Annotated in this window: 23 protein-coding genes and 1 tRNA gene; 6 read left to right on the forward strand and 18 right to left on the reverse strand. The window is 72.6% G+C overall.

Going from position 1 to position 24,640, the window contains the following annotated elements; all coding sequences use genetic code 11:
* Positions 1–60 precede the first annotated feature (60 nt).
* The 9 genes from ABD998_RS06690 to ABD998_RS06730 all read right to left on the reverse strand — a co-directional run bounded on the left by ABD998_RS06690 (position 61) and on the right by ABD998_RS06730 (position 11,644).
* Entirely contained in the window at positions 61–2,949 is a 2,889-nt protein-coding gene (locus tag ABD998_RS06690) for an HtaA domain-containing protein (protein ID WP_345437299.1), read from the reverse strand.
* 87 nt (positions 2,950–3,036) lie between these two features.
* A complete protein-coding gene (locus tag ABD998_RS06695) occupies positions 3,037–3,621 on the reverse strand; it encodes a hypothetical protein (protein WP_345437301.1) in 585 nt (194 codons plus the stop codon).
* 203 nt (positions 3,622–3,824) lie between these two features.
* Positions 3,825–4,841 (reverse strand): WxL protein peptidoglycan domain-containing protein, encoded by a 1,017-nt coding sequence (locus tag ABD998_RS06700; protein ID WP_345437303.1) that lies wholly within the window; start codon positions 4,839–4,841, stop codon positions 3,825–3,827.
* 73 nt (positions 4,842–4,914) lie between these two features.
* Entirely contained in the window at positions 4,915–6,042 is a 1,128-nt protein-coding gene (locus ABD998_RS06705) for an HtaA domain-containing protein (RefSeq protein WP_345437305.1), read from the reverse strand.
* A gap of 86 nt (positions 6,043–6,128) precedes the next feature.
* On the reverse strand, positions 6,129–7,403 hold the full coding sequence (locus ABD998_RS06710; protein ID WP_345437307.1) for a hypothetical protein: 1,275 nt from the start codon (positions 7,401–7,403) through the stop codon (positions 6,129–6,131).
* Positions 7,400–8,557 carry a hypothetical protein gene (locus tag ABD998_RS06715; protein ID WP_345437309.1) on the reverse strand — a complete coding sequence of 386 codons (1,158 nt, stop codon included), beginning with the start codon at positions 8,555–8,557 and terminating at the stop codon, positions 7,400–7,402. Before ABD998_RS06715 ends, ABD998_RS06710 begins: the two co-directional genes overlap by 4 nt.
* A complete protein-coding gene (locus ABD998_RS06720) occupies positions 8,554–9,402 on the reverse strand; it encodes a heme ABC transporter ATP-binding protein (protein ID WP_345437311.1) in 849 nt (282 codons plus the stop codon). The genes ABD998_RS06715 and ABD998_RS06720 overlap by 4 nt, the downstream gene beginning before the upstream one ends.
* The gene (locus tag ABD998_RS06725; protein WP_425562957.1) at positions 9,399–10,454 is read right to left on the reverse strand and encodes a FecCD family ABC transporter permease; all 1,056 of its coding nucleotides are present in this window, start codon (positions 10,452–10,454) and stop codon (positions 9,399–9,401) included. The genes ABD998_RS06720 and ABD998_RS06725 overlap by 4 nt, the downstream gene beginning before the upstream one ends.
* 92 nt (positions 10,455–10,546) lie before the next feature.
* Positions 10,547–11,644, reverse strand: coding sequence for a heme/hemin ABC transporter substrate-binding protein (locus tag ABD998_RS06730; protein WP_345437313.1), 1,098 nt, complete (start codon positions 11,642–11,644; stop codon positions 10,547–10,549).
* Positions 11,645–11,714: 70 nt separating this feature from the next.
* On the opposite strand from ABD998_RS06730, the gene ABD998_RS06735 reads away from it, so the two are divergent.
* Both ABD998_RS06735 and ABD998_RS06740 read left to right on the forward strand, forming a co-directional pair.
* Positions 11,715–12,020, forward strand: coding sequence for a DUF2470 domain-containing protein (locus tag ABD998_RS06735; RefSeq protein ID WP_345437315.1), 306 nt, complete (start codon positions 11,715–11,717; stop codon positions 12,018–12,020).
* Positions 12,021–12,066: 46 nt separating this feature from the next.
* On the forward strand, positions 12,067–12,720 hold the full coding sequence (locus tag ABD998_RS06740) for a biliverdin-producing heme oxygenase (protein WP_345437317.1): 654 nt from the start codon (positions 12,067–12,069) through the stop codon (positions 12,718–12,720).
* Between the two features lie 18 nt (positions 12,721–12,738).
* Here the strand turns inward: ABD998_RS06740 and ABD998_RS06745 are convergent, their stop codons facing one another.
* A complete protein-coding gene (locus tag ABD998_RS06745; RefSeq protein ID WP_345437319.1) occupies positions 12,739–13,980 on the reverse strand; it encodes an MFS transporter in 1,242 nt (413 codons plus the stop codon).
* 28 nt (positions 13,981–14,008) lie between these two features.
* Between ABD998_RS06745 and ABD998_RS06750 the strand changes: the two genes are divergently transcribed.
* Both ABD998_RS06750 and ABD998_RS06755 read left to right on the forward strand, forming a co-directional pair.
* On the forward strand, positions 14,009–14,548 hold the full coding sequence (locus ABD998_RS06750) for an NUDIX hydrolase (protein WP_345437321.1): 540 nt from the start codon (positions 14,009–14,011) through the stop codon (positions 14,546–14,548).
* A gap of 74 nt (positions 14,549–14,622) precedes the next feature.
* Entirely contained in the window at positions 14,623–15,396 is a 774-nt protein-coding gene (locus ABD998_RS06755; RefSeq protein WP_345437323.1) for an SDR family NAD(P)-dependent oxidoreductase, read from the forward strand.
* 4 nt (positions 15,397–15,400) lie between these two features.
* Here ABD998_RS06755 and dcd read toward each other — a convergent pair whose 3' ends face one another.
* Together dcd and ABD998_RS06765 are read right to left on the reverse strand one after the other, a co-directional pair.
* Entirely contained in the window at positions 15,401–16,006 is a 606-nt protein-coding gene (gene dcd / locus ABD998_RS06760) for a dCTP deaminase (protein WP_345438250.1), read from the reverse strand.
* A gap of 32 nt (positions 16,007–16,038) precedes the next feature.
* Positions 16,039–16,959, reverse strand: coding sequence for a hypothetical protein (locus ABD998_RS06765; protein WP_345437325.1), 921 nt, complete (start codon positions 16,957–16,959; stop codon positions 16,039–16,041).
* Positions 16,960–17,023: 64 nt separating this feature from the next.
* Between ABD998_RS06765 and ABD998_RS06770 the strand changes: the two genes are divergently transcribed.
* Positions 17,024–17,097 (forward strand) — tRNA-Gly (locus ABD998_RS06770).
* Positions 17,098–17,129: 32 nt separating this feature from the next.
* On the opposite strand, the gene ABD998_RS06775 is transcribed toward ABD998_RS06770, so the two are convergent.
* Genes ABD998_RS06775 through ABD998_RS06790 form a run of 4 tightly spaced genes read right to left on the reverse strand, consistent with a single transcriptional unit; the run spans position 17,130 to position 20,850 of the window.
* Complete coding sequence (locus tag ABD998_RS06775; protein ID WP_345437327.1) at positions 17,130–17,894, reverse strand: GntR family transcriptional regulator; 765 nt, start codon at positions 17,892–17,894, stop codon at positions 17,130–17,132.
* Between the two features lie 46 nt (positions 17,895–17,940).
* Positions 17,941–18,738, reverse strand: coding sequence for an ATP-binding cassette domain-containing protein (locus ABD998_RS06780; protein ID WP_345437329.1), 798 nt, complete (start codon positions 18,736–18,738; stop codon positions 17,941–17,943).
* Complete coding sequence (locus tag ABD998_RS06785; protein ID WP_345437331.1) at positions 18,735–19,796, reverse strand: ABC transporter permease; 1,062 nt, start codon at positions 19,794–19,796, stop codon at positions 18,735–18,737. Before ABD998_RS06785 ends, ABD998_RS06780 begins: the two co-directional genes overlap by 4 nt.
* Before the next feature lie 55 nt (positions 19,797–19,851).
* Positions 19,852–20,850, reverse strand: coding sequence for a substrate-binding domain-containing protein (locus tag ABD998_RS06790; protein WP_345437333.1), 999 nt, complete (start codon positions 20,848–20,850; stop codon positions 19,852–19,854).
* A 122-nt stretch (positions 20,851–20,972) separates the two neighbouring features.
* Between ABD998_RS06790 and ABD998_RS06795 the strand changes: the two genes are divergently transcribed.
* A complete protein-coding gene (locus ABD998_RS06795; RefSeq protein WP_345437335.1) occupies positions 20,973–21,860 on the forward strand; it encodes a sugar phosphate isomerase/epimerase family protein in 888 nt (295 codons plus the stop codon).
* A 45-nt stretch (positions 21,861–21,905) separates the two neighbouring features.
* Here ABD998_RS06795 and ABD998_RS06800 read toward each other — a convergent pair whose 3' ends face one another.
* Both ABD998_RS06800 and ABD998_RS06805 read right to left on the reverse strand, forming a co-directional pair.
* Entirely contained in the window at positions 21,906–23,351 is a 1,446-nt protein-coding gene (locus ABD998_RS06800) for a sugar porter family MFS transporter (RefSeq protein ID WP_345437337.1), read from the reverse strand.
* A 122-nt stretch (positions 23,352–23,473) separates the two neighbouring features.
* Positions 23,474–24,640 (reverse strand): Gfo/Idh/MocA family protein, encoded by a 1,167-nt coding sequence (locus ABD998_RS06805; protein ID WP_345437339.1) that lies wholly within the window; start codon positions 24,638–24,640, stop codon positions 23,474–23,476.

The raw sequence follows: 24,640 nt of genomic DNA on the forward strand, positions 1-24,640 counted from the left end.
ACCGCCTGCACAGGCTCAACCTCCTGCGCGGTGTCCGCCTCCCGCCCGCTCTGCCGGGAGTCAGCTCACCGCCGTGACGGTGACGAGCGCGCGATAGTCTCCGGCCGGCACGTCGGCGTCGATCCGCAGCGCGAGCGCCGCGCCGAGCTCGGCGCTCGCGGGTCCGGTCGACACGGCGAGCGTGCGCGGCTCCGCGAGCCCCGAGGCCGCCGGGCCTGCGACGACCGCCGCGCTCTCCGACACCGCCGTCGGCGTCCACGACAGCGCGTCGGCCGCGAACGACGCGGCGCCCGACTCGAAGTCGCTCACGCTCGCCGACACCGTCCATCCCGCCGCCGTCGTGCGGGTGTCGTCAACGACGACCGTGTTGAGCGACCCGGATGCCGTGAACGAGTCCCCCTCCTGCGTCGCCGTGCCGAGGTGCGCACCCTGGCCGGGTGACCACGACCACGAGAACGAGCCGCCCGGAGTCGCCCCGTCGGGGAGCGTCACGACCACCTCACCCGCCGACGGCGCGCCCACCGTGAGCGCGGCCGGCTCGGTGAGCGCCTCTCCCGCGACGTTGACGAGCCGGGCGCGGAACAGCGCGCCGTCGGCGCCGCCCGTGACCCGCAGCGTCGCGCCGTCCACGGCGTAGACGTCCGAGTCGACGATGTCGACCCATCCGCCGCCTTCGGCCCGCTGCCAGGTCACCGCGGGTTCAGGTGCGCCGAGCGACGACACCGAGAAGACCGCCGTCGCCCCGGCCGCGACGGCCTGCGGCTGCGGATGCGCCGTCACGCGCGGAGCGGCGACCACCTCGACGGAGAGCTCGACCGCGTCCGACACGACGTCGCCCGCATCGCTGCGCGCGATGAGCCGGTAGCCGGCGCCCGCGAGCGCCTCGCCCGCCTGCACCGTCAGCCTCGACGTCGTCGCGCCCGCGTGGGTGCCGTCGTCGGCGACATCGCGCCATCCCGACGCCGTCGACGTCTGCCATTGCAGGGCGTCGGCGCCCTCCACCTCGGCGGAGAACACGACGGCGGCGGGCTCGGCAGGTCCGGGGGAGCCGTCGTCGAGATAGTCGGTCGCGGTGAGCACGGCCGTCTGCGACATCGGCTGCGACGCGAACGTCGGGGCCGCCTGCCAGTCGTAGACGTACGCAGTCCGGTACGTCTTCTGCGCGAGGTACTGCTCGACGGTGAGGAGGTTGGCGTTCGTGACGGCCGTGGGGTACGAGGTGCCGGCCGGCGACGGCACCGTGATGAAGACGCGGTCGCCGACGGCCGCGACCGAGGTCGGCACGCCGACGCCCTCGCCGACGACGAGCTCGGCGCGCAGGGGCAGCACGCCGTCGGCCCGGTCGCGGCCGTCGAACGCCTGCACGAGCTTCGATGCCGAGTTCACGACGTAGACGCGGCCAGCGCCGTCGATCGAGAGCGCCGTGGCATAGGCGGGAAGCGGGGTGTGCGCCACGACGGCGCCGCCCTCGACCGTGGCGATCCAGCTGCCGCCGGCGGTGAGCGACTCGTTGACGATCGCGTGCACGGTGCCCGTCTCCGCATCCCGCACGATGCCGGCCGCCCTGTCGGTGTCGGCAGCTGTCGTCGTGAGGGTCACGGCGCGATCGCGATGCACGACGGGCACCCCTGCCCGCAGGCCCGTGACGGGGTAGAGCTCACGGGTGCCCGCGGTCGACCCGGCGTCGTAGATCCACGCCTCACCCGTCGACCGGTCGACCGAGAGGTAGCGTGCTCCGACCCCGGTGAGCTCGGACAGCAGATGCTCCTGCGTCCAGGCGCCGTCGACGCGCGTGAACGTGAAGAGGCCCTTCGCCGCGTCGAGGAAGAACAGGCGTCCGCCGGACGGGTCGACATCGACGGTCGCATACGAGGGCGATGCCGACATGCCCGTCAGCACCTGCACCGCGCCGTCGGCCGTCGGCGGGATCACGACGAGCCCGTGGTTCGCGATGTGCGCGAACACCTCCCCCGTCGCGGTGTCGAGGGCCGCGGTGTAGAGCATGTAGGCGGGGTTCGCACCGACCGATGCGGTGCGCCCCTCGGTGAGGTCGAACTGCGCGCGGACGTCTCCCGTCGCCGCTTCGACGATCGTCGCGGTGACCTCGCCCTGGTCGGGGTGGGGGATGCGCGTGGTCGCCGCGATGCAGTCGGCGTAGACGCCGACGTTGTGGGCGCGGCACTGCGAGTAGACAGAGGGGCTGTAGCCCGTGGCGATGATCGTCACGGTGCCGCGCGCCTCGTCCGCGACGACGTGCACGGGTTTCACGCCGCCTTCGACCTCGCCGGCCGGCATCAGCGACGCGGTTCCCGGTTCGGCCCAGTCCTCGCCCTCGCCGTCCGCCTCCCAGTCGCCCGTGAGGCTCAGCGAGACGGGATCGAGCACGGCGCCCGCCCCGTAGAACCCTCCGAAGGCGGCGGCCCCCGTCGCCGTGAGGGTCGTCGGGATGCCGTTCCAGTCGAGCGTGCCCGCTCCGACGACGCGGTCGCCGCGGGTGGCGTCGAGCGTCGCGAGGTCGACGCGCCCGTAGTCCACGGTCTCCCCCGTGGTCTTGTTGCTCGTCACGTCGGCGCGCAGCGTCGCCGAGCCGTCGGCCGCGATGCGCGCCTCGATGTCGGCGATGCGCAGGTCGAGCACGCCGTCGTGCCCCGTGAAATGCACGGCGCCCGTGGTCGCGACCACGACCTCCCCCGAGGAGGCGTCGTAGGACGCGTTCGACGAGGGCCAGCGGTAGGTGCCGTCGGCGTTCTGCGTCACGCCGCCCTCGAGCGTCGCGCTGCCGTGCGCGGTGCCGGTGATGTACGTGCGGAAGCTCGCCTTGACGCCCCAGTCGAGGAAGGCGCCGCCCTGCGCGGAGGCGAGGTTCGAGACGCCGACGACGGCGCCGAGCGCGAGGAGAGGAACGACGAGGGCCGCGAGCAGGCGGCGCGGGCGACGGCGGATGGCCATGGGCGGGGTGCTCTCTGGTCGGGTGGAGCGCGAGGGAAGGAGGGGAGAGAGGAGGGGAGGGCGCCGTGGGGCGCCCTCCCCGGACGATCAGCCGAAGTAGACGGGGATCTTGTTGTCGTTGCCGCGATCCCAAGAACCGTGGGCGCTCAGCGTGTAGACGAAGCAGTCGACGCGGCCCGCGGTCGTGTCGGTCGGACCGCTCGTGCACGTGAACGAGTTCGCGTCTCCATCCGAGAACGTCGACTGCACGGTCAGGGCCAGGCCGTCGAAGTCGCCCGCGGTCGTGAGCTCCCACTCGTCAGAGGCGGTCGCGTCGGCGCCGTTGTGCACCCAGAACTGGCCGCCCGCGTGCGACGCGAACGTGCTCGCCTCGAGGTAGACGTCCTCGATCTCGACGTCGGGCCCGAAGGCGACGTAGATGCCGGCGTCGGAGAACAGCCATCCCGCCCAGGCGGGGTTGTAGTCGAAGCCCTCGCCCGAGATCTCGATCGTGTGGCTTCCGGAGCCGCCGGTGTAGATGGCGGCCGGCGACGAGCCGGCGCCGTTGTCGATGTGCAGCGGCACGATCGCCGCCGACGCGCTCAGCGGGGCGACGGCGAGGAGCGCGAGCGTCGCGCCCGTGGCCGCTGCCGCCTGGAGTGCGCGCTTCGCGCGCGGGGTGATGACAGTCATTTCCCTGATGCCTTTCGGTATCGTCGGGAGAACGCCGGTCGGCGCTCTCTTCCAGCGCGGCGCCGTCTTCACGGCGCCGTTCTCGAGGCCGCCGGCGCGCCGGGGCGAGTCCCTTTCCACTGAGCTCGCCCCGGCACCCCTTCCGGGGCGCGGCCGACGTCGTCGAGCGACGGACGGCTCCGCGCGGACGCGGAGCCGAGGTCTCACATCCGCGGCTCCTCTCGGCGTGCGCGGGAGCGACGGACGAGCACGAGCGCGAGCACGACGCCGGCGACGACGAGGACGAGGAGTCCGCACAGCGTCCACGAGACGGCGGGTGTCGAGAGCTCGACGGTGACGGCGGCGAGGGGCTGCGCTCCGAGCCCCACCGCGGCGGGGGCGAGGGTGACGGCCCCGCTCAGCCATCCCATGGCGGGCACGTCGGCCAGCACGCGCTCGACGACGATGACGGAGCCGGGCACCACCTCCGGCGTCGTCTGGGCGCCGAGCGCCACGGCGCCCACGCCGAGCGGTCCCGCGAGGGCGACGGCGTCGTCGGCGAGCACGCGCGTGTTGCCGGTGTTCTCGAGGCGGTAGGTGACGGTGACGGTGCCGCCGGCGAACGGGTTCCAGGAGGGGGCGAACACCGCCTGCGCGTCGACGACCTCCGCGGAGGGGGCGAGCTCGCCCGCGACGCGCAGGTTGATGCGGATGCCGAGGCGGCGGTCGACGGCGAGCGGCTCGCCGTCGGTGCGGGTGACGAGCGAGGTGACCACGCCGGCCGGGTGGTCGCCGGGAGACGCGTCCGTCGGCACCGTGACGGTGAAGGGCACCTCGGCCGACTCGCCCGGCGCGAGCACGATCTCGGAGACGTCGAGGGCGATCCAGGCGCCGGAGTCCTCGAGCGGCTCGTCGGCGAGACGCAGGTCGAGCACCCCCTCGGCCGTCGTGTAGGCGTCGGCGGCGTATACGCCGAGTGCGAGCGACTCGGTCCCCGTGTTGCGCACCACCATCGCGTCTTCGACGACGGCGCCGGGATCGACCTCGTAGTCGAAGTTGGCGCGGTCTTCGGCGCCGCCGGGTTCGACGCCCCAGGCGACTCCCTCGGATGCGGACGCCGCCGCGACGGGGGATGCGGACGCCGCCTCGGCGGCAGGTGCGGCCGCCGCCGGTGCGGCGACGGCGAGCGGGAGGGCGACGGCGACGGCGAGCGCGGCGGTCGCGGAGCGGGTTCGGATCATGGCTCCGGGTTCAGACGGGGTGTCCCCCCGGCGCGGAAGTCCTCTTCCACGCCGGGGGAGGCGGTGGTGGGAGTCAGCTCAGGGCTGTGACAGTGACGGTGGCGGCGTAGTCGCCGGCCGGGGTGTCGTTGGGGACGGACAGCGAGAGCTCGGCGTCGACCTCGGCGCTGGCGGCCGCGGTCGACGAGGCGAGCACGGTCGACGAGCTGAGATCGCTCGCGGCCGCTCCCGGCGTGACGGCCGAGCTCGCGGACGTGACCGACGGCGTCCAGCTGAGGTTCTCGGCCCCGAACGAGCCGGCGCCCGACGTGAAGTCGCTCACGCTCGCCGAGATCGACCAGTCGTACGGCTCCGATCCGCCGGCGCGCGTGTCGGTGACGACGATGGTGTTGAGCGCACCCGTCGCGACGAAGCTGTCGTCCTGCTCGACCGCGGTGCCGAGGCTCGCGGCGTCGCCGCTGCCCCATGCCCACGAGAACGCCCCGCTCGGCTCGGTCGGGGTCGTCGTCTCGGGCACGGTGACGGTGATCTCGTCCTCGCCCGCCGGCTCGACGGGCGTCTCGCCCGCGCCCTCGATCGTGGCCGTGACGGAGAAGTCGTCGAGCACGGTGCCCGCCGCGTACAGCGGGTTGGCGCCGGCTCCCTCCTCCGTGACGACGACGTTCGTGCCGGTCACGGTGACCTGGTCGCCGTCGATCGTGACGACGGGCGAGCCGATGTCGGCGAGGACGACGTCGGTCTCGTTGAAGGTGCCCTGCGGGAACGAGCCGAAGGCGATGTCGGCCTTCACGTAGGTGTCGGCGACGATGCTCGCTTCGGCGCCGTCGACGACGATCGAGATGTTCGAGAGCGCGACGTCGAAGAAGTGCGCCGTGTAGGTGAACTGGGCCTTGCCCGCGGTGTCGATCGTGACGGTGTCGGCGTCGACGACGTGACCGCCCGCGACGGGGAACAGGAAGCCCGCGTTCGCGGCCGTGCCGTTGCGCTCGGCGCCGTCGGCGACGCTGATCTGGCCGCCGCTCGAGACGTAGTTGCGGAAGCTCTCCTTGTAGCCCCAGTCGAGGTCGCCGCTGTCGGCGACGACGTCGTTCTCCGCCGCGTTCGCCGGTGCGGCGAACGCGACGCCCGCCAGGGTGAGGGCTGCGGCGGCGAGGGTCGCGGCGGTGCCGCGGCCGAGCCGCCTGGTGATCGTGGAGTCCACGTTCGTCCTTTCGCTGTGTGATCCACCCGTTCGGCACGCGCCGAACGGGACGGGTTGAACCAAGGTAAACCTAACTTAGGCGAGCCTCACCTTACAAGTCGCGGATGCGGCCTCATCCAGGGGAGGATCGGGATCCCTGCGAGGTGCATGGCGGCGAGCGCCGCGACGAGACCCGCGAGCATCGCGACGAGCCCCGGGAGGGAGAAGCGAGAGAACCAGTCGCCGGCGTCGGGGATGAGCCCGGTGCCATCCGTCCGGACGAGGCTCGCCGTCGCAGCGGTCGGCGCCGCAGCGGCCGCAGCCGTCGTGGTCGTGACGGGTGCCGCTGCGGTGGGCGCCGCGGGCGCCGCCGTGGTCGTGCGCGCTCCGAGGCTCGGCTGCAGCACCTGCCCCGTGCCCTGCGCGGGCGACTGCGCGGGCGGGTCCGACGACACCGGGACGGCGGCGTCGTAGCTGACGTAGAGCGTCGTGGGCGGCTTGACGCTGTCGCGCTGCCCGTTCGTCGTCATCCAGTAGCCCGCCTGCCCGAGTCGCTCCTGGAACTGCAGGAACGTCGCCGGGAACGCGCCCCAGTACTCCGCGTTGTCGAGGGTCTTGGCCGCCTGGCCGTCGATGGCGGCCTCCACGCCGACATAGACGGGCACCTCCGCGAAGCCGCCCGAGGAGAGCTCGGCGCCGCGGATCTCCGCGATCACGACGTCGTCGGCCGAGATCGGCGCCCACTTCGACATGTCGTCTCGCGAACTCGCGAAGCCGCTGAGGTCCGCCGTCACGACGCCGTCGCCGTCGGCATCCATGACGAGCCTCGGGTCGCTCGCGCTCCAGTACGACATCCCGCCGTAGAACGCGACGGTGAACGAACCCGTCCACTGGATTTCCACGCCCTCGGCGGAGGCCTCCCCTACACCGCCTGAGACGATGACCTGCGATTCCGACCTGCTCGTGAGCGAGGTCGACGAGACGGGCACCCCGTCGCGGTCCAGGCACTTCGTCTCCCAGGTCGCCGGCGCCCATCCACCCGTGGACGTCGCCTTCACGATCGAGACGTTGCCGCTCTCCGATGCGTAGAAGCCGTCGGCGGCCGTCCACTCGCGGGCTCCGCCCGCATCGCCGGCGACACCGGCGGAGAGGAAGTTGCATCCCCCGGCGAACGCGCCGCTGTTCGCCTCGTCGCTCACTCCCCAGCGCAGCTCGGCGTTCGCGATCTCCCCCTCGCCCGCGTGTCCGCCACCGGATGCGGCGTCGGGAATGGTGACGGTGAGGTCGGAGCCGTCGCCATCCTCCGCCGACGCCGCTGCGATGCCCGCGAGCGGCGCGACGAGCAGGCCGAGCACGATGCCCGCGGCCGCGACGGCCCTCACGCCGCCACCTCCGTGCGGGCTCGGCGCGTTCTCGCGGCGCGCACGATCGCGGTGACGATGTTGGCGACGACCAGGACGGCCGCGAGGGCGACGGCCACGAGCATGACGGTGATGACCCAGGCGGGCGCTCCGCTCTCGGTCGCGGCGGCGGCGCCGGCGACGGCGTTCGCCGCGACGGTGATCTCGGCCTCGACGACGCCCTCCGTCGCCGCCCCCGTCACGGTGACGAGGTGCGTGCCCGCCGCGAGGTCCGCCGGCAGCTGCAGCACCCCGGCGACCTCGCCCGCCGATCCCGCGGCGAGGGGCCCGACGGCCGAGACGCCGCCGTCGAGGCTCGCGACGACCTGCTCGCCGGCCGCGAAGCCGCGTGCCGTGAAGGAGAGCACGTCGCCAGCCGTCAGCGTCGCGGTCGACATCCCGAGGCGGAGATCGCCGATCGCGACGGCATCCTGCACCGTCGCCCCCGCGGCGGCGTCTGCGGAGTCGGCGGCATCTCCCGAGGCGGCCGACGCGTCGGATCCCGTTGCCGCCCCGGTCGCCGGTGCTTCCGCTCCCGCCTCCGGCACGACGAACTCGACGGGCGTGAAGGTCTCGTTGGCGGCGTTCTTCACACCATGAGCACCGAACGTGATGACGCCGCACTGCACCGACAGGCAGTCGACCGTCGTGGCGTTGCCGCTGCGGTCGAGTGCCTGGAACTGCGGACCGGGGACGGTCATCTGCACCGACCACGAGCCGGACGCGTCGATGACGGCCTGCGCCGACGCCTCGGTCTCGCTGCCGGGAAAGGACACGAAGCGCTGGTACCCCTGATTGTCCTTGGCCTCGCTGTCGGGGATGTAGAGGTAGTCGTCGCCGACGACGCCGCCCTCGCTGGGCTTCCACCCCGACTGGTCGACCCATCCGAAGAGCACGTAGATGCCGCCGAACCCGCCCTGCACGGACTGGAAGCCCGAGCCCGTCACCGTGATCGACGTCGCGTACTCGGCATCGACGCGCCCGTCGCCGAGCGAGCTCGTCACGGAGACGCCGGCGGCCGCGTGCGCCGCCGTCGCGGGCGCGAGGAGCGCCGCCCCGAGGGCGAGGAGCACCGCCGCCGCGGTGCGGACCCGGCGGACGGTGCGGCGGGGGGTCGCTGTTGCCTGGATGGTCATGAGGCGGTCCCTTCGGGTGGGAGCACGTGCGCGATGCCCGTGCGGACGACGTCGGCGAGAGCGGCGGGCGCCGCGCTGCGGTCGGGGACGACGAGCGGGGGCTCGCCGGGGAACGGCGCGATGACGCGCACGGGATGGCCGTAGACCTCGGTGAGGAGACTCGCGTCGAGCGCGCGGGCGGGGCTGTCGACCACCCGCAGCCGACCGTCGTGGAGAACGGCGATGCGGTCGGCGTGCGCGGCGGCGAGGTTGAGGTCGTGCAGCACGATGAGCGCCGCCCCTCCCGCCGAGGCATGCGCCCTGGCGCGCAGCAGCACGCGCTCCTGGTGCCGGATGTCGAGGGCCGCCGTCGGCTCGTCGAGCACGAGCACGGGCGCCGCCTGTGCGAGCGTGCGCGCCAGGGCCGCCCGCGACCGCTCCCCGCCCGACAGCTCCGTCGTGCGCCGCGCCGCGAGGTGCTCGACCTCGGCATCGGCAAGGGACGCCGCGATCACGACGTCGTCGTCGGCCTCGAGGGGATGGCCGCGCCACGGCGTACGCCCCATCTCGACGACCTCCGACACGGTGAAGGGGAACGACACCTCGTTCGCCTGCAGCAGCACGGCCCTCGTGCGGGCGAGATCCCGCCGGCCGGTGCGGGCGATCGGCTCGCCGAGCAGCCGCACGTCGCCGCCGTCGAGGGGGATGTCGCCGACGAGCGCGGCGAGGAGCGTCGACTTGCCGGCGCCGTTGGGGCCCACGAGCACGAGCACCTCGCCGCGGCGCAGGTCGATGTCGACTCCGTCGAGCAGCAGGCGCCCGCCGAGACGCACGCGCAGCCCGCGGGCCTCGATGAGCGCGGTCATGCCCATCCCCCCGACCTCCGTCGCGCGCGTCGGAGCAGCCAGAAGAAGAACGGTCCGCCCACGAGCGCCGTGATCATCCCGATCGGCAGCTCGGCGTAGGGCACGAGCGTGCGCGCGGCGAGATCGGCTGCGCTCAGCAGCACGGCGCCGCCGAGCGCGCTCGCGGGCAGCAGGAGCCGGTGACCGGGACCGAGGATCATCCGGAAGACGTGCGGGACGACGAGGCCGACGAACGCGATGATCCCGCAGGTCGCCACGCCGACCGCCGTGAGGAGCGCCACGAGCGCGATGGCGGTCATCCGCAGGCGCTCGACGTCGACCCCGAGGTGGCGCGCCTGGCGCTCGCCGAGGGCGAGGAGGTCGAGCCGCCGCGCCAGCAGCAGGCATGCCGCCGTGCCGAGGACGAGGAAGGGCGCGGCGACGGCCACGTCCTGCCAGCGGGTCCCGTTGAGCGATCCCATCTGCCAGAACACGATCTGCTCGCGCTGCTGCGTGTCGCCGAGGAACACGAGGAGCGCGATGACCGCACCGCCGAGCGCGTTGACCGCGACACCCGTGAGCACGATCGTGACCACCTCGGTGCGCCCGCCCGAGCGCGACGACAGGTAGACGAGGAGGGTCGTGAGGACGCCCGTGGCGAAGGCGAACGCGAGCGCCGTGAAGCTCCCGAGGAACGAGAAGCCGAAGACGATGACGAGGCACGCGCCGATGGCGGCGCCGCTCGACACCCCGACCACGGCGGGTTCGGCGAGCGGGTTGCCGAAGACGCCCTGCATGACGGCTCCGGAGATGGCGAGGCCCGCACCGACGAGCCCCGCGAGGACCACGCGGGGGAAGCGGACGGCCCAGAGCGTCGCGTCACCCTGCGGATGAACCGGGCCGGGCAGTGCGGGGAGGCTGAGCCATCCGGCGCCCGCGCCCCGGACGGTTGCGTTCCAGTGGCCCACGAGCGAGCCGACGACCTCTCCCGGGGGGATGCGGAGCTGTCCCGTGCCCGCCGACACGACGAGCAGGATGACGAGGGCCGCGACGAGCGCCGCGAACGTCGCGATGCGCACGGTGCGCGACCGGCCGCCGCGCGCGTTCTGGCGCGCGTCGCCCGCATCGCCCACGAGGACGGCGGGCTCGGCGACGACCACGGTGCTCAACGCGCCTCGTCGGGGGCGTACACGGCGACGGCGAGCGCGTCGAGGACGTCGGCCGTGGCGGGCCCGAAGCTGAGGATCTCCGTGTCGTCCATGTCGACGAACCGGCGGTTCTCCCCGGCGGGCGTCTGCGCGAGCGCGGGCAGCTGCTCGAGGAGGCCGTCGACGCCGCCGGCCGACTCGATGCCCTTCGTCATGACGAGCACGAGCTCGGGTGCCGCGGCGATGATGCCCTCGTCGGTGACGGGCTTCATACCCTCCCAGCCGATCTCGGCCGCGACGTCGTGGCCGCCCAGCGCGTCGATGAGCGACTGCGCGCCCGATCCCTCTCCGAAGAGGTAGTAGACGCCCGCATTGCCGCGCACGTAGAGGAAGACCATCCGCAGCTTGTCGGCGTCGTCCTGCGGCGCGACGGCGGCGACCTCGGCGATCTTCTCATCGATCCGCTCCTGCGTGCGCGCCGCGAGCACCTCGCCTCGCTCGGTCACGCCGAGGGCGGCCGCGACGGCGCCGATGAGGTCGTCGACGTTCTCCGTCGACCGCGCGGAGTCGAAGACGACGACGGGGATGCCGGCGTCGCGCATCTGCAGGATGACGTCCCACGGGCCGAGGCTCGTGTCGGTGAGGATGACGGTGGGGGCGAGCTCGAGGATGGCCTCCGCGTTCAGGTCGTGGCCGTTCTCGGTGACGACGGGCCGGTCGGAGATCTCGGGGAACGCGCTCGACACGTCGCGGCCGACGACGCTGTCGCCGAGGCCGAGCTCGAAGACGATGCGCGAGAGCGATCCGTAGATGTCGAGGGTGAGGATGCGGCTCGTGTCGGTCACCGTCACCTGCGTGCCCTGGTTGTCGACGACGGAGACGGGCAGCGTCTGGGCGCCGTCGGTCACGGGGTCGATCGCGGAGGCGGCCGACACGGCGGTGCTGGGGCCGGTGAGCGCGTGGGGGTCGGCGGCGACCTCGACCGTGTCGAGGCGGGGTGTCGCGGCTCCCGCTGCGGCCGTCGCGCCGCCCTCGGCGGTGCAGGCCGACAGCACGGCGGCGATCGCGACGAGGAGGGTGGCCGCGATGCCGCGGCGGAGGGAACGGGGACGCATGGAGGACTCTCAGGTGGGTAAGGGATACCTAAGTACGAAACATCAGCGTAGCAAGGCTAGCCTTACCTTCATGACCCACGTCTTCCCCGACGAGGTGGTCGCGGCGGTGCTCCGGCACATGAACGGCGACCACACCGACGACAACCTCCTGATCGTCCGCGCCTTCGCCGACCCTGCGGCGGCATCGGCTGTCATGACCCGGTTCGACGGCGACGGCGGCGAGTGGGAGGCGACGGCGGCCGACGGCACCACGTCGACCGTCCGCGTCCCGTGGCCCGGCGGCGCGATCGACGACCGACCGGCCGTGCGACGCGAGGTCGTGGCGCTCTACGACGGCGCCTGCGCCGCGCTCGGCCTCGAGCCCCGGCCGCACTGACCCCTCCTCCCCCGATCCCTTCCCCCGAGCCCGGAAGACCGCCATCATGACGAACGTGATCCCCCTCTCCGCCGCCATCCGCACGCGCTCGCAGGCCGCGCACTCGTCGAGCGAGGGCGCCGGCTTCATGTCGTCTCTCCTGCGCGGCGAGCGCACGCGCGACGACTACATCTCGCTCGTCGCGCAGCACTACTTCATCTACTCCGCCCTCGAGGCCGCGACCGAGCGCATGCGCGACGAGCCGGTCGCCGCGCGCTTCATCAGCGACAAGCTCACGCGGCTGCCCGCTCTCGAGGCCGACCTCGCCTTCCTGCTCGGCGGCGGATGGCGCGAGCGGATCGCGCCGCTCCCCGCGACGGCGCGCTACGTCGCGCGCATCGAGCAGGTCGGCGCGACGTGGGCCGGGGGGTTCGTTGCGCACCACTACACGCGCTATCTCGGCGACCTCTCGGGCGGGCTGCACATCGGGCGGGTCATCCGGCGGCAGTTCGGGTTCGAGACCAACGGCATCGGGTTCTACCTCTTCGGCGACATCGCCGACCCGGCGGCGTTCAAGGACGTGTACCGCCACGAGCTCGACGCGGCTCCGTGGGACGACGCCGAGAAGGAGCGCGTGATCGACGAGGTGCTGCTCGCCTACCGGTTCAACACCGAGGTCTTCGAAGAGCTCGCCGGCGAGCGCGGCACCGCGATCGCCTGACGGCTACGCGGCGGCGGGCTACGCGGCGGCGGGCTTCGCCGCGGCGATGTGGCCGAGCTGACGCCAGACGAGCAGCAGGGTGATCCCGGCGCCCGCGAACGCGAACCACCACGGCGCGGTGAGGCCCCACAGCTGCGCGATGGCGCCGCCGAGCACCTGGCCGACGACCATCCCGCCGAAGACGCACACCATGTTGAGCGAGCCGACGCGGCCCTGCAGAGCGGTCGGGACGACGCGCTGGCGCACCGTCGTCGAGATCGTGTGCCACACGAACGCGTACGCGCCGAAGCCCGCCATGATGACGAGCGCGACCCATCCCTCGGTCGTCAGGGCGAAGGCGAGGTGCATGAGCACCTCGAGCGACAGGCACACGCGCATGAGCGTCGCGAACGAGACGCGCCGCTCGAGCCATCCGAATGCGAACGTGGCGGCGATGCCGCCGAGGGCCGAGGCCGTCGTGAGCGCGCCGTAGCCGACCGGCCCCATGTCGAGGTGGTCGGTGGCGTAGAGCACGAGCACGCCCCACGGCGCCGCCCACGTGATGTTGAAGACGAGGATGACGAGCGCGAGCGTGCGCATGGGCGGGTTGCGGAGGATCCACCGCAGGCCGTCTGCGATGTCGTGGCGCACGGGAGGATGGCCGCCGTCGCGCGGCGGCAAGGGCGGCAGCGCGATGCGCGAGACGAGGACGACGGCGAGGGAGACGCACACGACCTGCGCCGCGAAGGGCCAGACCATGCCGGCGGCGAAGAGGAAGGCTCCGAGGGGCGGGCCCGCGAACTGGTTCGCGACGAGGTAGCCGCCCTGCATGCGCGCGTTGGCGAGTCCGAGGTCGTCCGGCGACACGATCATCGGCAGCACCGTGCTCGACGCCGAGTCGGCGAACACCTCGGCGACGCCGTAGAGGAACATGACCGCGAGCACGACCGCGATCGACACCGTCCCCGTGGCGATGAAGACGCACAGCACGCCGACGACGACGGCGCGCACGCCGTTCGCGGCCATGACGAGTCGGCGGCGGTCGAAGCGGTCGGCGATCGCGCCGGCGTGCAGGCCGAACAGCAGCCAGGGCAGGTACTGCAGCATGGCCGCGAGGGCGACGAGCAGGGGCGCGTCGGTCTGCGAGGCGACGAGCAGCGGGCCCGCGGCGAGGGCGATGCCGTCGCCGACGTTGCTCGTCCAGGCCGAGGCGAGCAGCCAGCGGAACCCCGGGCCCATGCGCCGCGGTGCGATGAGGTCGCCCAGTGATGCCACGGTCATCCATTCTGGCCGAACTACGCTGGCGGGCATGGCCTGGTCGACGCGCAGCTCCCGCACCGTGTACGAGAACCCGTGGATCCGCGTGCGCGAGGATGCCGTCGGGCGCCCCGACGGCGGCGAGGGCGTCTACGGCGTCGTCGAGCTGCGGCATCCCGCCGTGTTCGTCGTGGCGCTCGACCCCGACGACCGCGTGCTGCTCGTCGAGGTCGACCGCTACACCGTCGGCCCGTCGTGGGAGGTCGTCGCGGGCGGCAGCGACGGCGAGCCCGCCGAGGTCGCCGCGCGGCGCGAGCTGCGCGAGGAGTCGGGGTTCGAGGCCGACGAGTGGATCGAGGTCGGGCGCATGAACGCGCTCAACGGCATCTGCGTCGCGCCGGAGACGGTGTTCATCGCGCGCGGACTGCGGGCCGCCGCCGACGCCGCGCCCCATCAGGCGGAGGAGGGCATCACGTCGTCGCAGTGGGTGCCGCTCGACGAGGCGCTGCGGATGACCGTGGACGGGCGGATCACGGACGGGGAGTCGATCGCCGCACTCGGGATGGCCGCGGTGCGGCTGCGGATGCTCTGAGCATCGACGGCGCCGATGCCCTGCATCGACGGCGTCGGGTTCCCCTCGCGCCGCCCGGTCCGTAGCGTCGTGGCATGAGCTTCTCCGGACTCGATGGAGAGACGGTGGTCGTGACGGGCGCGGCGGGCGGCCAGGGCGCCGCAGAGGCGCTGCTGCTCGCCGGCGCCGGCGCGCACGTCGTGGCGACGGACATCCGCGACCGCGCGACGGACCTGCTCGACGCCGCGAACGGACTGCCCGGCAGCGTGACCTACCGGCGCCTCGACGTCGCGTCGGAGCGGGACTGGGCCGAGCTCGCGGGGGCTCTCGAGGGCAGGGCCGTCAAGGGCCTCGTCAACAACGCCGGAGTCACGCACCGCGTGCGCATCGGCGCGGTCGACCGCGCCGAGTGGGATCGGGTGCTCGCGATCAACGTGACGGGGGCGATGCTCGGCATCCAGGCGCTGCTGCCACTCATGGGCGCAGGCTCGTCGATCGTCAACATCGGGTCCGCCGCCGCCGTGTCCGGTCACTACACGGCGGCCTACACGACGAGCAAGTGGGCGCTGCGCGGCCTCACCCACTCGTGCGTCACCGAGCTCGGCCCGAGGGGCATCCGCGTCAACATCGTGCACCCCGGGTTCATCCGCACCGAGATGACCGCCTCCGCTCCCGCGGCCTTCGCCGACGCGAACATGCGCCTCGCGCCGCTCGGCCGCGCAGGCGAGGCCGAGGAGGTCGCGCAGGTCGTCGCGTTCCTGCTGTCGGATGCCGCCGCCTACGTCACGGGGGCCGAGATCTCCGCCGACGGGGGCCAGCGACTCTCCGGCGCCTCGACCATCCTGTCGGAGGCGCTGCGCGGGGTGTGACGGGTCAGGCCCCTGTCGACCCGGCTTCCGTCACCGACACGTCGGTGCGGTGGAAGTTCTGGAACGAGCGGGAGGCGGTCGGGCCGCGCTGCCCCTGGTAGCGGTTGCCGTAGGGGCCGGAGCCGTACGCGTTCTCCGCGGCCGACGTGAGCTGGAAGAAGCAGAGCTGGCCGATCTTCATGCCGGGCCACAGCTTGATCGGCAGGGTCGCGACGTTCGCGAGCTCGAGGGTGACGTGGCCCGTGAAGCCGGGGTCGATGAACCCGGCCGTCGAATGCGTGATGAGGCCGAGGCGCCCCAGCGACGATTTGCCCTCGAGACGCGCGGCGATGTCGTCGGGCAGCGTCACCTGCTCGAACGTCGCGCCCAGCGCGAACTCGCCGGGGTGGAGGATGAACGGCTCGTCGGGTTTCACCTCGATGAGGCGCGTGAGCTCGGGCTGATCCTCTGCCGGGTCGATGAAGGGGTACTTGTGGTTGTCGAAGAGGCGGAAGTACCGGTCGAGCCGCACATCCACACTGGAGGGCTGCACCATCGCGAGGTCGAGGGGGTCGAGCCCGATGCGGTCGGCGTCGAGCTGGGCCTTGATGTCGCGATCCGAGAGCAGCACGGTGCCAGCGTAGTCGGCTGCGGCCATCCGCCTCACTGCCCGTATCGCGAGACGTCGTCGACCAGGACGGAGGCGCCATCCGGCACGTCGCCGACGAGCTCCGCCTCGACCGTGGCGGTCTCGCCGGGCGCGATGACGGGGGTCCACGCGATCGTCCAGGCGGCCTCCGCGCCGTCGGGGCCGACCGCGACGAGGTCGACGGCGAACTCCATGGGCTCGTCCGCCGTGTTGCGCACCGCGATGTCGGCGACGGCCGAGCCGTCCCCGATGCGGAGCGAGCCCGGCGTCACGTCCTGTGTCAGGTCGTACAGGCCGATCTCGGCGAACGACACGGCGTCGAGGCGCACGAGGTCGAGCCCCGCGTCGGCGTAGTACGACGACGTCGAGGCGGGGTCGGCGACGACGACGTCGACGACGAGCACCTCGCCCGCCGCGAGCGCGGCGCCCGTCGCGTCGACGACGATCGCCTGCACGGAGCCGAGGCTCTCGTAGGCCGTCGCCGGCTGCGCCGCCGTGAGCGTCATGATGTGCGCGGCCGCCCCCGCCGGCAGGTCGCGCTCCGGGACGTCGGCGCTCAGCACCTCGGCATACGCCGTGAACGCCTCGTCCGCGTGCGCCGCGGGGTCGGCGAGGATGGCCGCGAGCCCGTCGCGGTCGATCGTCGCGAACGACTCCGGGGCGGCTCCCGCCGGGGATGGCGGCGGCGAGGATGCGGGGATGAACCCCTCCTCCTCGCCGGCGGGAGCCACGACGGAGATCACGACGAGGGCGAGCGCTCCGGCGACGACCGCGATGAGCGGGACGACGAGGAACCATCCCAGGCCCCGCCTGCGTCCACCGGGTCGGCGAGGCGGCCTGCCCTGCGGCCCGTCGAGCGGCGGGATGACGTACGCCCCCTGATGCCCTTCGGGCACCGACGACCACGTGGCGGTGTAGCGGTCGTCTCTCCCCATGCCGCCGACGCTACCCTGCTCGCCGCTGCTGTTATGCTGGCGAGGTCGCGTCTCGGACGCGCACGGGGCTGTAGTTCAATGGCAGAACTTCTGCTTCCCAAGCAGACAGCGCGGGTTCGATTCCCGTCAGCCCCTCCACCTCTCCCCCGGCCCGTGGCCCCGGGCTCGCGTCACCGCAGCAGCGTGCGCTGCCGGAAGTGCTCGGGGAGGTACGCGTGCACGGCGTGCTCCACGGGGTCTCCTGCCGCGGTGAGCATCGTCCGCTCGATCGTGAGGACCCAGCAGTCCTCGGTCCGCGCGAGCAGCGCGCGCTCCGCCGCCGACGCAGGGCGCGCGCCGACGCTCTCCGCGCCGAAGCGCGGCCGGGCGTTGCGACGGGAGAGCACCGCGTAGAGCCCCGCCCGCGCGATCGTCTCCGCATCGAGCGGATGCGCGGCGGGCACGTGGCTCTGCAGCACCGCGACGGGCGAGCCGTCGACGTGCAGCACGCGCGTCGCACGCTGCACGATCGTCCCCGCCTCGATCACGAGCGCGGTGGCGATGGGTGCCGTCGCGGCGATGCGGTCGATCGCGACCGTGCGGTCGGCGGCGAGGCCCGACTCATGTGGCAGCTCCTCGGCGAGCGTGTCGTCGGGGACGTCGTCGTGCAGCGAGACCACGATCGTCCCGATCCCCCGGCGGCGGATGGCCAGGCCGCGGCCGACGAGGTGCGTGACGGCCCGCTTCACCACCCAGGTCGATGTGCGGAGCAGGCGGGCCATCTCGGCCTCGCTGGGCAGGAGCGTGCGCCCCTCGATCCCGCCCGCGCGGATGGCCCGCTCGAGTTCGCGTGCGATCTGGGAGGAGAGCGGCTCGGGATGCGCGGGATCGCATCGGTCGGCGAGGGCGGCGATCGTCGCGTCGAGCGCGGGGTCGTGCACGTGGGCGAGGGTCATGACGGCCTTCCTGCCGGGCGCGGACCGGCGCCCGCGCCCGGCGTGTTCACCGGCGGATGGAGGAGATCTCGTGCGCGAGCGATTCGAGCTCGGCTCCGCCCGCCATGGCGCTGATGAGCTCTTCCAGCTCGACGTTGCCCCGCTCGAACGCGGCGATCATCCGCCCCCGGTTGAGCAGCGAGAAGCGGTCCCCGACCATGAACGCGTGGTGCGGGTTGTGGGTGATGAAGACCACCGCCACCCCGCGCTCGCGCGCGGCGAGGATGTACTTCAGGACGATGCCCGACTGCCGCACGCCGAGCGCGCTCGTCGGCTCGTCGAGGATGAGCACCTTCGCCCCGAAGTGCACGGCGCGGGCGATCGCCACGGCCTGGCGCTCTCCGCCCGACAGCGTGCCGATCGGCTGGTTCGGGTCGCGCAGGTCGATGCCCATCTCGAGCAGCGCGCTCTTCGTCGTCTCCTTCGCCTGGCTCACCGACAGGAAGCCCGCGGCCCGGGGACCGGCGACCGGCTCGTTGCCGAGGAAGAAGTTGCGCCAGATCGACATGAGCGGAACCGTCGCGAGGTCCTGGAAGACGGTGGCGATGCCGCGGGCGAGGGCGTCGCGCGGCGACGAGAACGACACCGGCTCGCCCTGCACGCGGAACTCCCCCGACGTCGGCCTGTGCACGCCGCTGAGGATCTTGATGAGCGTCGACTTGCCGGCGCCGTTGTCGCCCAGCACGCACGTGACGCTGCCGGGGTCGACGCGCAGGCTCACGTCGCGCAGCGCGATGACGCTGCCGAAGGTCTTGCCCGTGCCCTCGAGCTCGAGGGCCGGGGTCGGGTTCTGGGTCGCGGTCACTTCTTCCGCCCTCCCTGGGCACGGCGCGAGATGGTGATGTTGATGAGCACGGCGGAGAAGAGGATGACGCCGAGGAACGTCGACACCCAGTCCTGGTCCCACAGCGCGTACGGGATGCCGACGGCGGCGAAGCCCATGATGAGCGCGCCGATCGAGGCCCCGATCGCGGAGCCGGCGCCTCCTGTGAGCAGGCATCCGCCGACGGCCGCGGCGATGATGTAGTAGAACTCCTGGCCCACGCCCTGCCCCGCCTGCATCCCCCGCAGTCGGAGCAGGAACATCACGCCGACGAGCGCCGCGGCCATCGAGGTCAGGACGAACAGCGTGATCTTCGTCCGCGTCACGGGGACGCCCGCGTTGCGCGCGGCGTTGGCGTCGCCGCCTGACGCGAAGATCCAGTTGCCGAACACGGTCCGGGTGAGGAGCACGGTCGCGAGGGCGGTCAGCACGATCCACCACACGATCGAGATCTGGAACGTCGCCCCGGCGATCGGGATGGTCGTGGCGAAGACCGCGCGGGCGGAGTCGAACCCCGCCCCCTGCTCGATGCCCGAGACGCGCACGGTGCCCGTGAGCCCCTTCGTGATGGCGAGGTTCGCCCCCTTCAGCACGAAGAACGTGCCGAGGGTGACGATGAAGGAGGGCAGCGCGGTGCGCACGACGAGCAGCCCGTTGACGAGCCCGACTACGGCCGCCATGACGAGCGTGGCGATGACCGCCGGCCAGACGGGCCATCCGAGCTGCGTGATGAGGAGCCCGGCGAACAGCCCGGATGTCCCCACCATGACGCCGGCGGAGAGGTCGAACTCGCCGCCGATCATGAGTAGGGCGACGAAGACGGCGACGATGCCGACGGGCGCCGCGAAGTCGGTCCAGCCCGCGGCGCCCGACAGCGAGGCGAACTGGCCGGTGGTGTCGGCGACCGCGAAGACGATGAAGATCGCGATCGCGCCGATGAGGGCGCCGAGCTCCGGGCGACGCAGGATGGCGAGGTACCAGGGGGTGCGCGAAACGCGTTCGTCCACGGCGATGTTGCTCGTGGCGGTGAGGAAGGCCATGGGATTCTCCGGATGGGGCGGGGCGGCGCGGAGCCGCCCCGCAGCCGTCAAGGGGTCAGCGGGTGCCCGCGTCGACCGACGCCTGCACGGCGTCGACATTGTCTGCGGTGACGAACGCGGGGCCGGTGTACATCGGCAGGCCGCCTCCGAGCTCGATCGCATCGGTCACGGCGAGGAAGAGCAGCTCGATCGCGAGGTGCCCTTGCGCATACTGCTGCTGGTCGATCGCGAAGGCGAGGTCGCCGCTCGAGATCGCGGTGAGCGCGTCGGCCGACAGATCGACCGTGCCGACCTGGATGTCGCGCCCGACGGCGGCGATGGCGGGGAGCGCGGCGCCCGTGGCGACGTCGGCATTGACGGCGAAGACGGCGTCGATGCCGGGATCGGCCTCAAGCGAGGCCCTGACCTTCGCCTCGGCCGCCGTGAGGTCGGCGAGCGCCTGGTCGGCGTTGAGCTCGACGACCTCGCCGTCGAAGGTCTCGGCCGCTCCGTCGCACCGCTCCAGGAGACCGGAGTTGGCGGCCTCGTGGACGACGCACAGGATCTTCGTGGCACCGAGCTCGTCGAACTGGTCGCCGGCCTCGCGACCCGCGACGATCTCGTCCTGACCGACGTGCGTGAAGGCGCCGAGATCGGCGAAGACGGCCGATCCGGAGTTCACGGTCACGGTGGGGATACCCGCGTCGGCGGCGGCCTGCATGGCGTCGGTGATCGCGCCGGGATCCGGCGCCGATGCGGCAATGCCGTCGCAGCCTCCGCTGATGCCGGCTTCGATCATGGACGCCTGGCGTGAGGAGTCGTTGGTCGACCCCTGGTAGTCGAGCGTGACGCCGTAGGCGGCGGCGGCATCCTCGGCGCCCTTCTGGACGACCGACCAGAACGTCCCCCCGTCGCCGTGCGTGTAGACGCACAGCTTGATGTCGCCCGCGGCGGCGGGCGCGTCGCCGGCGCCGGCCTCTCCCGTTCCGGCCGTGCCCGAGCCCGAGCACCCCGCGAGGGCGATGACGAGCGCTGCGGCTCCGAGTGCTGCGGCCGCGATCCTCTTGATGGACATGTGACGCCTCTCTTCCTTGAGATGGTGGCGGTCCTCCGCATCGGGTCGGGAGGACTTGATCGGAGACTAGAGCGCTCTAGACTCAGTTGTCAAGACATTCCATCAACGATGAGGAGAGCCCCATGACGGCGAAGATCGCCATGAACGTGACGACGACGTTTCACGGCAACGTCCGCACCGACCTGCGTGCCGCGCGCGACGCGGGCTTCGCGGGCGTCGAGCTGCAGAGCCCGAAGCTGTACCGGTATCTCGACGCGGGCTTCCGGCCGGAGGACGTGCGCGCGCTCGCCGGCGACCTCGTCGTCACCGGCCTCGGCGCCGTCCAGGACGTCGAGCGGCAGGGCGATGCGCACGACGAGTTCGTCGCCGACGTGGAGCGGATGGCCGACATCGCCGTCGCGGTCGGCGCACCCAGCGTGCAGCTGTGCACGGGCCCCTCCGACTGGCGGGTCGTCCGCGACTTCCGGTTCGGGGGCCTCGACGTCGACGACCCGCGCTACCGCGGGACGCTCGGGCGGTCGGAGCAGGACGCGCTCGACGCCGTGGCCCGCAACGTCCGCACGGCGGCCGACATCGCCGCCGACCGCGGTCTGCGGGTCTTCGTCGAACCGCTCGCGTGGACGAACGTCAACCGCTGCGAACAGCTGCTGCGGCTCGTCGACGCCGTAGGACGTGACAACGTGCGGATCGCGGTCGACTTCTGGCACTTCTGGCTCGTCGGCGACACGCTCGCCGAGGTCGCCGCACTGCCCGCCGAGCTCATCGAGGCGGTGCACGTGTCGGACGCGACGCCGATCGACCTGGCCAGGGAGGTGCCGAACGTCGCGGACCATCGCGACGTGATCATCGGAGGCGGCGCCATCCCGCTGCAGGAGTGGGTGGACGCCGTGAAGGCGACCGGCTACGACGGATGGTGGGTGACGGAGATGTTCTCGACGCGCGCCGACGAGCACGAGTTCGGCGACGTCGCGCGCACGATGCGCGGACTGGTCGAGCTGCTCGTGTCGTGACGACGGCGGCCCGGGCGCGGGGCGCCCGGGCCTCCGGAAGGGCCCTCAGCGCCGCCCGCGTCGCGGCACCGTGTAGATCGCGCCGGTCGTGACGTCCTGCTCGAGGGCCTCGAGGGTACGGCCGCGCGTCTCCGGCAGCCAGCGGTGCACGAACCCGAGCGCCAGCAGGTTGAACGCGGCGAGCATGAGGAACGAGCCGGTGATGCCGATGCCGTCGACGATCGTGGGGAAGAACAGCCCGAGGAGGGCGTTCGCGATCCACATGCAGAACACCGAGATGCCGATCCCGAGGCCGCGCATGTGGAGGGGGAAGATCTCCGAGAGGATCACCCACGTCGCGACGTTGAGGAACGTCTGCATCGACCCGACGAACGCCACGACGAGCACGAGGATGACATACGGCCGCGCGGGGTTCCCGACGGGGAACGCGACGGAGGCGATGCCGATGAGCACGTGGCAGACGGTCGTCAGCGCGTAGCCGAGGATGAAGGTCGTGCGGCGGTCGATCCGCTCCATGTTGACGATCGCGATGAACCCTCCGACGACTCCGATCGCCCCCGGCACGACGTTCGCGATGAGAGCGGCGTGCTCGTCGAAGCCCGCTTCGACGAGCACGGTCTGGCCGTAGTAGATGATCGTGTTGATGCCGGTCAGCTGCTGGAACACGGCGATCCCGATGCCGATCAGGAGGATGCGGCGCAGCCAGGGGTTGGCGAGCACCGCGCGCCATCCCGTCGTCCGCTCCGCGCTCTCCTCAGCCGCGACCCGCGCGATCTCCGCGAGCTCCGCCTCCGCGCGTCCGTCCGGCCGGATGGTCCGCATGATCTCGAGCGCCTCCGCGTCGCGACCGCGCGCCATGAGCCAGCGCGGCGACTCGGGCATCCGGAGCATCCCGACGAAGAGGAAGACCGCCGGGATCGCGCAGACGGCGAGCATGATGCGCCACACGCCGTCGAGGTGGCCGAGCAGGTTGCCGATGACGGCGTTGACGACGAACGCGGCGAACGCGCCGATGACGATCATCAGCTCGTTGCGCCCCGAGAGCGATCCGCGGATCTCGAACGGGGCGAGCTCCGCGAGGTAGACGGGGACGACGGTGGATGCGGCGCCCACGGCGATCCCGAGGACGATGCGGCCGGCGACCATGACCTCGAACCCCGGCGCGGCGACGCATGTCAGCGTGCCGGCGAGGAAGGCGAAGGCGAGCAGCAGGATGGTGCGCTTTCTTCCCCATCCGTCGGCGAGGCGCCCTCCGACCACGGCGCCGACTGCAGCGCCGAACAGCAGCGACGAGGTCACGACGCCCTCCGTGATGGGCGTGAGGCCGAGTTCCTCGGTCATCGGGCGCAGCGCGCCGTTGATGACGCCGGTGTCGTACCCGAACAGCAGGCCGCCGATGGTCGCGACGAACGCGACGACGGTGAGACGGCGGCGGTAGGGGCCTGCGGTGAGCGGCGGCAGCGGGGACGCGCCTCGGGGGACGGTCGACATGGGGACTCCTTCGTCTGTGCGCGAGCGTACGCCCGACAGGGCGGCGGGATGGCCCCGGTCGTCGCGCGCGACCGGAGCGGGAGCGGGAGGGCGCCGGTCAGGCGGCGCCCTCCCCGTCAGGATCAGCCGACGACGACGGCGGCGCCCGTGCGGCTGGACTCGAGGGCCGCGCCGACGACGCGCATCATGGCCGAGGCCGCGGCGAAGTCGGTGTCCATGGGCGTTCCGGCCGCCACGCTCCGGAGGAACTCCTGGATCTCGGCGGTGAACGCCTCGGCATACCCCGTTCCGACCCCGCCGCCGGGCATCGCGGCGACGTCGCGGAAGTACGGGTGGGCCGGGCTCGTGAAGATGCGCCGCGGGCCGTTGTAGGCGGCGTCGGTGAGCCCGTCCTCGAAGACGGAGAACTCGCCGGCCGCGATCGAGTCGAACGTCGCATGGCCGCGCGTGCCGAACACCTCGATGCCGAGCGAGTTCGGCACGCCCTGGGCGATGCGGCTGAGCTCGACCTGCCCGATCGCGCCGGAGGCGAAGCCGACGGTCAGCAGCGCGACGTCGTCGTTGTCGACGGGGCCGACCTCGTCGGAGGTCGACGCGCCGTGCCCGATCGCGCCGGCGGCGGGCTTGGGCCGCTCGGCGATGACGGTGCGCAGCGTCGCATTGCGCACCTCCGAGATCGCGCCGGCGACGAACTGCACGGCGTCGATGGCGTGGGATCCGATGTCGAGCAGCGCGCCGCCGCCTGACTGCTCCTGCGAGTACCGCCAGGAGAGAGCACCGGAGGGATCGGCGGCGTAGTCGGCGTAGTACCAGCCGCGCACCGTGTGCACCTCGCCGATGCGGCCGTCCGCGACCGCCTGCGCGAGCGCGGCGAGTCCGGGCAGGCGCCGGAAGGAGAAGCCCACCCCCGTCACCGCGTCCGACGCGTCGGCGAGGGCCTGCAGCGCGGTCGCCTCGGCGACCGTGCGGCCGATGGGCTTCTCGGCGAACACGTGCTTGCCCGACGCGATCACGGCGGGCAGCACGTCGGCGTGGAGGAAGTTCGGCAGCGCGACGCTGATGGCGTCGATGTCGTCGCGGGCGAGCAGGGCGTCGATGTCGGCGGTGGCCTGCGCGAAGCCGTAGCGGTCGGCGACCGACTGGGCGAGCGGGAGGTTCGGATCGGCGATGGTGTCGAGCACGACGCGGATGGGGGCGCTCACGGCCATGGAGGCGGTGCGGTAGCCGAAGGCGTGCGCCTGGCCGGCCATGCCGGCTCCGATGACGGCGACGCGGATGGGGGTGGTCAT

The sequence above is a fragment of the Microbacterium gilvum genome (assembly GCF_039543865.1).
In the GTDB taxonomy this organism is placed as follows: domain Bacteria; phylum Actinomycetota; class Actinomycetes; order Actinomycetales; family Microbacteriaceae; genus Microbacterium; species Microbacterium gilvum.